The following is a 12602-nucleotide window of genomic DNA, read 5'->3' as shown; positions in this document are numbered from 1 at the left end:
GCTGCATCATGACTAGATTCATTACCGAAAAAGAAGCGCTTATGCTAAACGCCCTCGTTATTAAAAGATATACCCCAGCTGAACCAATTGGGGTGAAAGACCGGACTCTATTGGATAGTGCACTGAACCGACCGCAACAATCCTTGTTCGGCGAAGATGCCTATCCGTCGATTTGGGAGAAGGCGGCAACTTTATACGCAAGCCTATCTCAGAACCATGCATTCCATAATGCAAATAAGCGCACAAGCTTTGCTGCAACGTTTTTATTTTTAAAACTAAATGGCTGTCAGTTAAGGGCTTCCGAAAAAGAAGCAGAGGATTTCACGGTATATCTAGTAACTGAAAAACCCTCTCTTACTTTAATCACTGAATGGTTGCAAAAGCATTCCGATGACAATCACTTGAAATAAAACAGCCCGGCAAAGCGCAATAGTACACGCTTTACCGAGCTATTTTTATGTTTAAGCTTTAAAATTCATTTCTTCTACCGTATACCTATCCATCGCCTCGATATTCGGTTCATATCCGATCCCGTAACCCGTGGGAACCGTAATATAACCATCTATCGCAATAACTTCTGGTGTAATAACATCTTCTTCCCAATAACGTGATGAACTTGATGTATCCCCTGGTAATATAAAGTTTGGTAGAGTGGTTAAGGCTACATTATGCGCACGACCAATTCCCGATTCCAACATACCACCGCACCATACTGGAATTCCCTGCGCCAGACAATAGTCATGAATTTTTTTAGCTTCAGTTAGCCCACCAACACGACCAATTTTAATGTTAATAATTTTGCAGCTGCCGAGTTCAATTGCTTTTCGCGTATCTTCAAGAGAATGAATGCTTTCATCCAAACAAATCGGCGTCGTTAACTCCTTTTGTATAATCGCATGGTCAATTATATCGTCCGAAGCAAATGGTTGCTCAATCATCATTAAATTAAATTCATCTAGTTGCTTTAATAGATCTATATCTTCAAGCGTATACGCTGAATTTGCATCGGCCATTAGTGGTACATCAGGAAAATTCATTCTGAGTTCACGTATGACTTCCACATCATATCCTGGTTTAATCTTCACTTTAATCCGTTTGTATCCTTCTTTTATAAAACCTCCAACACGCTCCACTAAATCTGCTACATTTTTCTCAATTCCAACGCTAACCCCAACTTCAATTTTATCTAAATCTCCGCCCAGCGCTTGTGCTAACGTCATTTTATTTCGCTTTGCATACAAATCCCAAATTGCGCCTTCAACTGTCGACTTCGCCATATTATTTCGTCGAATAGCATTAAATAATTCAGTTACCTCATCCGGATGCTCGATTTCATTCCCAAGCACAAGTGGAATCAGGAAGTCTTGAATGATATGTAAACTCGTCCCAAGTGTTTCTTCAGTATACCAAGGTGTTTGGAATGCGACTGACTCACCCCATCCTGTATTCCCTAGTTCGTCCTTCACTTCTAACAACATAAATTCTTTTTCTTGGAACGTACCAAAACTCGTCGTAAATGGATGTTTCATCATCATTTTCATTTTCCGAATGTTAATTTCTTTAATAATCATATTGGTTCTCCTCTGTTTATTCGCCGAATTCAATTACTTATCTAAACGTTCAGAATAATCATGGTTAGCGTTTTCATTATGTCAATATTGTTGCTTCTTTGTTCATTTCTGATTTCTATAAATTTCCTTTGCTTCTCATTCAGGACGCTAATTGAATTTTCGCAGTATAAAGTTAAGCCAGTTTGGGTATCATCAATGACAATATCGTCTGCCGTTATAAAGCAACCATCAGTATCAATGACGTGCAAGACAGCCAATAGATCATCCGCTTTAAATTTATTTTTCAGCATAAACGCTTTTACGGTATCTCCAATTACACTCTTGATTGATTTCGTTCTTCTGCTTAAGTCATAAAATATGTCACCCTGTTGATTTCCAAACGTATTTCATGTTGTTCGAAAAGTTGCCGTAAACGATTGTACAATAAACTTTCTTCAGAATTTCCTTCGACGATTAATAAAACAACCCTTTTCCTACTTTCCTCCATGTAGAATACCTGCTTTTCTAAACGAGGCTTTGATATCATATAGATTTGTTTCAGCGTAAACCGCTTCGTCTTGTCCGCCTAACTGGACAGCGCGTAAATAAATATCCCGCGCATTACTTAACTTTTTAACACCTTTTAATTGAAGATAACGATCCATTTCATTAAGTGTTGTAAACCATAAACTTCGGATTGGAAGGACTTCTAAAATACGTAGATTATGGGAAGTGAAAATTAGCTGTCCCTTTCCATTATCACTTAACACTTCTAACAACTCACCGAGCAAATATTCAAAAATGCCCGCGTCGAGCTCATCAATGACTACACACGCATTCGGATTGTTGTATACAGCAATAAGTGTGCTTAAAATCGAAATAATTTTTAAAATACCTTCCGACTCGCTTCTTAACGGCAGCTCAACCTCACCTTTTTTAGAAAGAAACTCAAAACGGACTCCTTCACCTCCATCCAATTGTTTCTGTTTGTTAATCTCTCTTACTTTTATTTGTAGACCTGGAATGATTGTTTGAAGTACACTATTTGTTTGGTGAATGACTTGCTCAATCGTTTGAAACAATTCTATTGGTAATACCATTGTATCCTGCATCTCATATGGAATATGTCCACGCTTATTTTCCAAATGAATGCTAAATGGCATACTAATATTCGCGATAAGAAGACCGTATTGAACCGTATCAATGACATGCAAATTCCGATTAAAATCGACCGATAAATTCTTCATTATTTCAACTTCTGATTCATCTAGGATGGAATCTAGTGTTTCCGATAACTCTTCTCTGAATACAAAAGAAGTCGCATTTCCATAAGCCATTTTATTGGAGAACATAACAGCAACCCTATCTGCTTCATTCATTTCATTCATTTTTTTGTTACGAACGGTAATCGTACTCTTATTTTTCAAAACAAGTATCTTAAATCGTTTATTCTTCTCATTTTCCCTATAGGATACTTCTTCTTCAATTACAGTTAGTCTTTTTTCCCCGGCTCCTAAACAGACGGAATACTTCACGAAAAACTCACCAAAACTATTTGTAACTATAAATTGAAACTGTAAACGAATTGTTTCTTCATTAAAGCAAATTAAATTATCGGTTAGTTCTGGAAGTGTTTGATGCTGATTTGCAGATAACAAAGCTTTCACCAGCTTGAAAGCATAGACAACAGCCGTCTTTCCGGAGCCATTTTGTCCATAAAAGCCCACAACGTCCGCTTTATTCAAAGTATCGAAACGTGAATTTGTTTGGAACTGTCCCTTTTTCACGTTTTTCAAATGATTAATTTCAACATCGGTTACCCTGACTATAATTGTCATTGCAATCCTCCTAAAGATGATACCGTTTAGTATAGCATATCCACGTTTTACTATGAGCCATTTGGGTGAATTTTTTTCATTATGACAATATACATTCACACTTCTGGCTACTTATCATTCAGTATCGACAGAGTAAACACTAATTATTCGGTTCTAGTCACTCATAGAATTAGAAACGCTTATCACATCTGATGAATGATGGTAGAGAATGAGACTCCCAACCGGAAATCGGTTGGGAGTCTTTTCTATTTATATTAACTTGGTTACTGCTTACTATTTACGAATACACCTTTCACTAATGTGTAGTTTTCCAACCCGTATTCTCCACCCATCTCACGACCGATTCCAGATTGTTTATAGCCGCCGAACGACACATTGTTTCCCATTCAAGTCCGAAGTCGTTGATCCAAACGGTCCTAGCTTGTAGTATAGATAAGATGTGAACGATCCGCTGCTGCAACTGCAATATCGATATCTTCAGCTTGCGCTTCACTCACTTTGGCAATGACTTCTTCAGTGGCGGGATTGATGACGTCAAACATTGTCCCACTACGAGCGGGTACATAGTTTCCGTCAATGTACAATCCCACGTTTTCATCCAAGAATATTTGCACTTTCGGCTTCAATTTTAAATCTGTTATTTTCATCATTCAACGCTCCACCTTTTAGTTTTTGACTGCTTCCAAGCTTTGGAGCAATGCTTTCAACTTTGCATCTTCTTCTTCATTCAATGGCAGTCTCGGTCTACGGCAAGGTCCGCCTGCCAAACCTTGTAAATCCATCGCCCGTTTAACAATTTGAACGTATTTTCCAGATCCTTCAAGAAACTCACAAAGTGGCAGAAGTCTGTCGTAAAGTGCCCATGCCTCATCCATTTCATTGTTTTGAACATGATTGTACATAGCTGTCACTAGACCTGGTGCAATGTTACCTGAGACAGAAATCCATCCGGTTGCCCCAACTAGAAATGATTCAATAGCAAGGTCTTCAGAACCACAGAATACTTTAATGAAACCTGCCCCTTGTCGAGCGATATCGCGTGCCTTGCCGATTCCACCGCTTGATTCTTTAATATGTGTAATATTTTCAACGTCACGTCCGACTTTTAGAATCGTTTCCGTGCTGATGTCAACACCAGATGTGAATGGATTGTTGTAAATCATAACCGGGAATTTAACAGACTCTGCAACTGCTTTAAAGTGTTCATAGATTTCGTTCTCTTTCGGATGTGAATAATACGAGTTAATTAACAATGAAGCGTCTGCACCAGCTTGTTCAGCCTGTTGTGTAAACTCAATCGCATCTGCCGTCGTTTCCGCTGCCGTTCCAACAACAAGTGGAATACGTCCATTCACTTGCGCAACCGCGACTTCAACTGCCTTAAAACGCTCTTCCTTCGTCAAGCTGACAAACTCACCTGTACTTCCATTGATGGCAAGACCTGCTACGCCTTCATTGATGAAGTGTTCGATATTATTTTTGAAACCTTCCCAATCAATTTCCTGTTCGTTCAACATGGGTGTAACTAGTACAGGGAATACCCCTTCAAGTTTTACCATTATAAATTCCTCCTAATTTTTATGTTAATGATACATCTTCTATTGCTCTTACTTTTTTAATAACCCGGGTAACCATAGAGCTAGATCCGGGAAAACTATAAATACAATAGCCGCTATAAGCTGTAGAATAATAAAAGGAATTGTGGCTTTATAAATCTTCTCTATTGGAATTTTATTACCCACTGCACTCTTCAGATAAAATATTGCAAATCCGAATGGCGGTGTCAAGTAGGCTAATTGTAGAACTACCATAAAGATAATCCCCCACCATAATGGATCAAATCCAGCGTCGGCAATTAATGGTGATATGATAGGTGCTGCCAACATAATCAATGCCATTGTTTCTAAAAACATCCCTAAAATGATTATAAATACTAAAGAGAATACAAGAATTCCCCATTTACCACCTGGTGCAGCTTGGGCCATATCTGCGACTAATCGATTTCCGCCCACACCTGAGAATACCGAACTAAAGCATGCTGCCCCAGCAAGTATCCAGCCGACCATCCCTGACATTTTCAGAGTTGCTGTTAAAGAATCTTGGAATCCTTTGAAACTAAGCCTTTTAGTAACTAAACTAATGATTATTGTACCTAAAACCCCAACAGCAGCACCCTCTGTCGGAGTAGCAGTTCCGGTAAATATTGCTCCTAATACAACAAAAATCAAAACCATAGGTAGAATAATAGATTTTAATGATTTAAATTTCTCTTCCCATGTTGCTCTTTTTTCCTTTTCAAGTGCTGGAGCCAAATCTTTTTGGAGCAATGAACGAACAAGAATATAGACAATAAACAAGCCTGCAAGGAAAACTCCCGTACCCAACCCACCTGCAAAAAGACTTGTAACGGAAACGCCAGTAATCGCACCATAAACTACCATATTCAAACTTGGAGGGATAAGTTGACCCAAAGTTCCACCTGCCATAACAGCGCCTAAACTTAGGTTTTCCTGATATTTATATTTAAGCATCTGTGGCAATGCAATCAAACCTAAACCGATTACTCCGGCTGCAACTACGCCTGATATTGCTCCAATAATAGCACCAACCAAGATTGTCGCTATTGCTAAGCCACCCCTTAAACCGCCTGACCATTTATAAACCGTTTCGTAAAGATCGGCAATTATATTCGACTTCTCCAATAATATCGACATAAATATGAACAAAGGGATTGCAATAAGCGTAAAGTTATTCATTACACCCCAGACGGCACTCGTCAAAAGACTCGTACTCTGTATTCCCCACAAAAAATAAGCAAATACAAGGCCTGTAAAACTCAAAGAAAAAGCAATAGGTACTCCTAGGAAAAGTAATAGAAACAAGAGAAGAAACATTATTATTGGCGCATATTCAAGAATCATTTATTTTCAGTCTCCTTTCCTAGAAGTACAAGTATTTCATCGACCAAATGGCGAATAGCCTGCAAAAGAACTAATACTGCCGAAAGAGGTATGAACCACTTATACCACCATATCGGAGGATTAAAAGAACTTTGATGAGACGAATGTTCATTTATCAAAGTAGAACTCAACGCCAATTTATATCCTTGGCCGGCCATAAACAGGCATACAATAATTATTATTGATGCTGAAAATATCTTCAATGCTACTTGCGCTTTTGCTGACAGAAGCCTCGGAATAACGTCTACTGATATATGCTCATTTACACGAAGAACTTCAGCACCAGCCACCATAATTCCTATTCCAAATAGAAAGATGGGTACCTCAAATCCCCAATCGGGAGCTTTTGAAAAAAACTTCCTCATCACAATGGAATAACAAATAACTAAGGTAAGCGGTATGATCAAAAAACTAACAATTTTTCCAGACCAATAAGAGATTTTATCTATCACTTCCAAAATTCTTCTCATAATAATCTCACCACTTCTATTTGGATTTGATTTATCAGTTTTTTAAATTCCCGCCCTATTTTAGTTAAAAACAAGACGGGACTTTTGTTCTTTAACGGGTATAACCAAGCTTTTTTGCATCTTCTACATAGCCTAGATCATATAACACTTCTGCGTAGGCATTAATATACTCTTCACTCGCAGCACCTTCATTTTTGTATTCAAGAAGCAAGTCAAATGCCACTTTCCTCATTTCTTCTACGTCCGCGTCAGGTAATTGAATAATTTCCACACCACTATCTAACCACTCTTGCTTCGCTTTCTGGTTCTCTACGCCGTAAGCGACTGCCGAGTTATATCTAGCTTCGTCTCTTGCAGTCATCACGATAGCTTTCAAGTCATCAGGAAGAGACTCCCATGCCTTCGGATTAACAATTAGTTCTTTATCAGAACTTGGTCCAACATGTAAAGCTGGTTCAATCACATATTTTGTAACTTCATGTAACCCTAGCTCTTTATTCACAAGAAAATCATTATATTCAGCAGCATCCACCGTTCCCAATTGTAGCCCCGTGTAGATTTCTGGAGGTGATAATGAGATTGCCGATGCGCCTAATTTTCCGTAATAGATACTTGCAATCCCTGCTGCTCTGATGTTTTTACCTTTGAAATCATCTATTGAACGAATAGGGGTAGCTGAAAGCAATATTTCTTCTGGTGCATAATCAAATGACCCCAAATTTTTAATGCCATGTTTTTCATAGACTTTACTAATCAATGGTTCCAATTTGTCAGATCGGTAGTAATGCTCTGCAAAACCTTGAATCGGATCTCCAGGCATTGTTCCTCCACCTAGGGCGAATATAGGATCTTTCCCTGTCCAAAATCCAGTATAAATTGCAGCCATTTCAACTACACCATCTTTAACAGAATCAAAAGTATCTGTTGAAGGGAATAAGTTATCCGCACCATACGGTTCAATAATTAATCTGCCACCGGAAGCTTCTTTCACTGCTTCAACAAAAGGCAAAATGGTTCCATCATATCTGGACGTACCTGGAATTTGATGTGTAACCATCCTCCACTTATAAACTTTCCCATTACTTACTTTCCCACTTTCACCTTGTGGCGAACATGCCGAGACTATCATTACTAACGTCGCAATAATGAAACCGATTACAATTCCAGAGTTCCTTCTCTTCTTTCCTTTAAAAAATCCCATGAATTACCCTCCTCTATCTAATTCAACAACTTGTTACCTGTTTCAATAAATGCATTAGGCAACTTATTTCCGCATAAACTTTCTCCTTCACTTCATTTTTTTCACCTCCACTTCAATTTTGAATCAAAAAAAATAGTTGGGGAAAATACAATGTCTAGTATCCATTACTAGTTCCCTAATAATCCGATAACTATGAAAAAGTTTACTCTTCAGTTAATTATAGTTGTGATTTTTTCATTGTCAACATTATTTTGATAAAAGGTTTTACTTTTTAAAAAAATGAATCCACTTCTTCATTCCAAACAGCTACAGTTCAATTGCTTTAAATTCGAAGTGGACCTTATTTTTAAAATGTTGCAATACGTAAGTCGGAAAATAATTTTCAATGAAATCTATTCATCATGCCACCTTCAGCCAACGTTGCAACAATTAACAACTTCGCCGGCTTTTCAGAAGCATTGAACCAGGTATGAGGTGTTGTTGAGTCAATATGAAGACTATCACCCAAGTGTAAAAGATGCTCATTATCATCTAAAATAACAGTTAATGTACCTTCTAATACATATAAGAACTCCTGTCCTTTATGTGAGTATGGCTTCCTTTGTTTTTCACCTGGTAACAATGTTGCAATAATTGGTTCAAATACTGGATTTTGAAAGTTGCCCAATAAATTAGAAAACTTGAAGTTCATATCTTGATAATTATGCTCCTCTCGTTCTTTGTTTCTAGTAATACTTGGGCTTTGATCGACATTAGTATGAAAGAAATAACTTAGATTTACATCAAGAGCTTCCGAAATTTTTTTCAGTGAAGTTAATGTGACTGAACTTTTAAAACGTTCGACCTGCGATAAAAAGCTAATTGATAATCCACTCTTTTTTGACACCTCACTTAGGGTCATTCTTTTGTTAAGTCTTAATTCTTTAATGCTATCTCCTATTTTATCATTCATATGAACTCCTCCTAATTTATTCAAAATCTTACGCCATTATACCAATAATTCGGCATATCTCTCAACTATCAACGAGGCATTCTCATGAGGTAACCGTGATTCTTTTTAATGATCACTCAATTATGGGGAGACTTTTAGCTTTCCATCGACTAATTCTAACATGACTCTATTACTTATGATGTATTAGTTAATAGAATTGACTTCAGTATTTTTTTATACTTACCCATTGAATGTGTCGAGTGCGCTATTATCTATTTTCTTTACTTTCTATTTCTTTTACATCATAATACCTATCAGAATAGTTGTGATTATATGAGGAGGATGTTAAATGACGACTTCAAAGAAAAGTTCGCTTGTGAAAATGGCAGCAAAGGGAAAGTGGGAGGACGGAATTTGTTCTACAAATACGATTCGTCACTTCGAAGATTTTCTGATGGATGAACCCACCGAGTTAGGAGGAACAGATGCTGGCGGAACCCCTCTTGAATATATTGCCGCCGCTTTGAATGGCTGCAAAGCAGTCATGATACCACTTATCGCAGCAGAACAAAAATTTACATTTACCGATATCTCCTTTGAAACGACGGGTATCGTCGATGTTAGAGGTCTAATGGGCGATGAAAATGTGAAAACTTATTTTCAGAAGGTTCGTTTCTCACTCGAAATAGAAACAACAGAATCGGATGAGGCTTTAGCTATACTAAAAAATGAGGTTGAACGAAGATGTCCTGTCTATAACTTATTCGTAGATGCAGGAATTTCCGTTGAGGTTAAGTGGACTAAAAAATAGTTTTGTATATTCTTGTCCAAGATACAACATGACTATACACTATATAAAACAGTACCCTAGCCAAAAGTTTTATTGGCTGGGGTGTTCTCTTCATTTTAGAAGAGTTAGTCGAGCTAAGTAAGTGCGAACTATTACAGGCTTATTGGCTGAATAATAACCGTTTCTATCTTTTTATCATTGTAAATTTTACTGTATGCGACAATAAAGGCTGTCTTATTATCTATAATCTTATGCTTGTCATATAAGAAGAAAAATATGTTTGCGTATTTGTAATGAAACGCATCCGAAGCAACTTCTTCTGTTAGTTTTTTCTTAGTCATAGAAGCCCTTGAACATTTAACTTCTATAACAGTATTATATTTGTCAATAATAATATCATATCTAATCGAACCATATCCTGTGTCATCAGTGACTTCTAATCTTGCCTCAGGGAAAACTGGTTTAACAAGTGAATAAAGAATTCGCTGAACATCATATTCATTGCCTATTTTTATTCCATCTAATTTTTCTTTTGTTATAAAAGCCTTACCATGTACGTTGGCTTCATACATTGCCTCTATGTGGTAGTAAAAGTTATTTAATATTCTTCTTATTATGCAAAGTGCTATTTCTTCAGTGAGCCAATCATCATCATTAAATCCCGTTTTATTGGAATTTATTTCAAATTCACTAAGCAAGTTAACTAAAAAAAATACCGCATTTTTTTGTGCTTTTTCAAGACTTTTTTGTGTAGCAACCACTGAAAACTCATTTTCTTGATAAACGGTCTCCAATTTAAAACGAGATACCATCTTAGCACCCAAAAAGCCCTCTAATTCTCTCTCAATATCTTTTAATAAAGCTTTCAATAAATTACTATCTTTGATTTCACTAAGTCTAGTAATCTGTTGTTGAATCCTGTCAATAGATTCTTGTTGGCTCTTTCTTATTTTCATAATAAGCTCCCCATTCTTATTAATGCTTTCCCCATCTTAGGTAGAAAAGGAATAACGGGTCTACTATGTGTACTTTGTGATCTTTCCATTCAAAAACCCTATAAATATTGTCTTTTTCATCAAGGATGGCTTGTAGCTTATTTAATGACTCCCTAATTGATTGTTTATCTGGCTTCTTTACAGAATCAATCAACAAACTATCAATCCTATTTTTAATATCATCAATAGTCAATCCCATTAACGGTGGATTATCAGCTATAGCTTCAACGATTAACCCATATATATCTAACGTTTTCTTTGATTTTGTATCAAATGTATTTCTTTGTTTCCCCCTTGGATTAGGGCCTTCTTTTAGGACTTTAACAACATCTTTATATTCAAAATTGATAGTTGTAAATTTATAAGCTGACTCTAAGATGTTCTCGGGAACCTCTATTATCTTCTCATTATCTGAATCCAATAAAGTACAAATACTCAAACAAATATATTGCATTAATTGAGGAGAAGACAAACTTTCAATCGATATTTTCTTCGCAATGTCAGATTGTATTTCTATTCCCAATTCTTTGAAACCTTTCTTAGCGATTTCTTCCAACTCTTCCTCCCGCCAAGGTTCTATATTTATTAAGCTTAGCCTACCCGATAAATCAGCATTTTTTCTGATTGCGTCGTCTGCCCGATGCGGTAATGATATAACAATGGCTTTAAATTCCTTTCTGATTGCATCTTTTAATTGTTGTGCAATATGCAGCTGAACCTCCTCTTGTGCATAATGAAAATCATCTAATACCAAAACTAAACCATTCTCTTTAAAATGATTGATAACCCCATCTTTATTCAAAATAAATTTCTCGGTCTTGTTAACCTCTTTTTGGTTATTAAGATCTGTAAACCTTTCCATCTCGGAAAATTGCCCACTAATCGGCAACCCCGCTTTAGCACCAATAATATTCCAAAACTCATTTTTATCACTAAAGTCTACACCTGTTACTTCTATTAAATTTTCAAAAACAATCACCTTCTCACATAAGACGGTTTTCCCCATTTTGGAAGGCCCTATTATCGATGTTAAACACCCTGATATTTTTAAAGCCTGCTTTAGTCTGATTTCATAATCTACATTAATATCTTCTGACATCCTTGATACATACGTATATTCCGGAAATGAAGCTGGTTTAAAAACTTGTTCAGCTAAAAGTTTAATCATGAAGCCACTCCCTTTTTATCTCTTTGTTCTATACTTTATACTTTTTCAGATAGGTTTAAACATATTAATACCTTTTAATCATTTTAACATATATTTATGTTCAATTTAGTTTTATTTAACACATAGGATTTATATAGACTAGATCATTAGTACTGATTTTTCTTCACTGCACTTATGAATCTTCCCAGCCACAGTCTAGTTGACTAAGATTTTTAGATTAAAGTTATATGAGTGATTAGCTGTGAATCCGATTGCCGAATAGCCTTTTCAATTCTTCACACACTATTAATATAAATTTACATGTCCTTCAAATGAGATTAACAATTCCACATTATAACTACCTTTGATGGATGGTTCTAAGTCAATACCATGGACACAATAAAGTTAAGTCTTTTTCAAACAGGCATCAACTCAATGAATATCCTATATCCAGAGAAATCAATTAGCGAAATAGACACCTTTAATTAGTTTCTCTGGATACAGGAATTGAGTGTAGACTTTAAACTTGCCAACTATTCAAATTACTACGACAACCCAATTATTCTTCAAATCATGAGGCCATATTGCTACGACAAGAGTCTTCTAGTTGCTGCGGCGTCATGTATTGAATTGCTCCGTGAATCCGTTTCCGGTTGTACCATGATTCGATATAGTGAAAGAGTGCCAGCCTTGCTGATTCGTAATCCGTGTAGGTTGTGC

General features: G+C 36.5%; 13 protein-coding genes and 1 pseudogene. 2 read left to right on the top strand and 12 right to left on the bottom strand.

All coding sequences use genetic code 11. The features are described from left to right. Positions 1-8: 8 nt before the first annotated feature. The gene (locus H4683_RS18630) at positions 9-410 is read left to right on the top strand and encodes a type II toxin-antitoxin system death-on-curing family toxin (RefSeq protein WP_192600340.1); all 402 of its coding nucleotides are present in this window, start codon (positions 9-11) and stop codon (positions 408-410) included. A 51-nt stretch (positions 411-461) separates the two neighbouring features. On the opposite strand, the gene menC is transcribed toward H4683_RS18630, so the two are convergent. From menC to H4683_RS18585, 9 genes and pseudogenes are all read right to left on the bottom strand, one after another. Continuing rightward, positions 462-1571 (bottom strand): o-succinylbenzoate synthase, encoded by a 1110-nt coding sequence (gene menC, locus H4683_RS18625; protein ID WP_192600339.1) that lies wholly within the window; start codon positions 1569-1571, stop codon positions 462-464. 473 nt (positions 1572-2044) lie between these two features. Continuing rightward, on the bottom strand, positions 2045-3388 hold the full coding sequence (locus H4683_RS18620) for an AAA family ATPase (RefSeq protein WP_192600338.1): 1344 nt from the start codon (positions 3386-3388) through the stop codon (positions 2045-2047). A gap of 263 nt (positions 3389-3651) precedes the next feature. Next, positions 3652-3830, bottom strand: a pseudogene (locus tag H4683_RS18615) (aldehyde dehydrogenase family protein); the annotation flags it as partial. Continuing rightward, entirely contained in the window at positions 3805-4035 is a 231-nt protein-coding gene (locus H4683_RS18610) for an aldehyde dehydrogenase family protein (protein WP_420826587.1), read from the bottom strand. The gene H4683_RS18610 and the pseudogene H4683_RS18615, both read right to left, overlap by 26 nt. An 18-nt stretch (positions 4036-4053) precedes the next feature. Continuing rightward, positions 4054-4947, bottom strand: coding sequence for a 4-hydroxy-tetrahydrodipicolinate synthase (dapA, locus tag H4683_RS18605; RefSeq protein WP_192600336.1), 894 nt, complete (start codon positions 4945-4947; stop codon positions 4054-4056). A gap of 48 nt (positions 4948-4995) precedes the next feature. Further along, complete coding sequence (locus H4683_RS18600) at positions 4996-6309, bottom strand: TRAP transporter large permease (RefSeq protein WP_192600335.1); 1314 nt, start codon at positions 6307-6309, stop codon at positions 4996-4998. After that, entirely contained in the window at positions 6306-6818 is a 513-nt protein-coding gene (locus tag H4683_RS18595; RefSeq protein WP_192600334.1) for a TRAP transporter small permease subunit, read from the bottom strand. Before H4683_RS18595 ends, H4683_RS18600 begins: the two co-directional genes overlap by 4 nt. A gap of 91 nt (positions 6819-6909) precedes the next feature. Further along, positions 6910-8019 (bottom strand): TRAP transporter substrate-binding protein DctP, encoded by a 1110-nt coding sequence (gene dctP, locus H4683_RS18590; RefSeq protein ID WP_192600333.1) that lies wholly within the window; start codon positions 8017-8019, stop codon positions 6910-6912. Positions 8020-8401: 382 nt separating this feature from the next. Then, entirely contained in the window at positions 8402-8971 is a 570-nt protein-coding gene (locus tag H4683_RS18585) for a helix-turn-helix domain-containing protein (RefSeq protein ID WP_192600332.1), read from the bottom strand. A 328-nt stretch (positions 8972-9299) separates the two neighbouring features. Between H4683_RS18585 and H4683_RS18580 the strand changes: the two genes are divergently transcribed. Beyond that, positions 9300-9761, top strand: a complete 462-nt coding sequence (locus H4683_RS18580) for an OsmC family protein (protein WP_192600331.1) — start codon at positions 9300-9302, stop codon at positions 9759-9761. 131 nt (positions 9762-9892) lie between these two features. Here H4683_RS18580 and H4683_RS18575 read toward each other — a convergent pair whose 3' ends face one another. From H4683_RS18575 to H4683_RS18565, 3 genes are all read right to left on the bottom strand, one after another. Then, positions 9893-10696 (bottom strand): PD-(D/E)XK nuclease domain-containing protein, encoded by an 804-nt coding sequence (locus tag H4683_RS18575; protein ID WP_192600330.1) that lies wholly within the window; start codon positions 10694-10696, stop codon positions 9893-9895. A gap of 19 nt (positions 10697-10715) precedes the next feature. After that, positions 10716-11903, bottom strand: a complete 1188-nt coding sequence (locus tag H4683_RS18570; RefSeq protein ID WP_192600329.1) for an ATP-binding protein — start codon at positions 11901-11903, stop codon at positions 10716-10718. A gap of 550 nt (positions 11904-12453) precedes the next feature. After that, positions 12454-12602, bottom strand: a 149-nt coding sequence (locus H4683_RS18565; RefSeq protein ID WP_192600328.1) for an IS3 family transposase, incomplete at its 5' end; no start/stop codon positions are given.

It is taken from the genome of Sporosarcina limicola (assembly GCF_014873855.1).
In the GTDB taxonomy this organism is placed as follows: Bacteria; Bacillota; Bacilli; order Bacillales_A; family Planococcaceae; genus Sporosarcina; species Sporosarcina limicola.
This window is presented reverse-complemented; position numbering and strand designations above follow the sequence as displayed.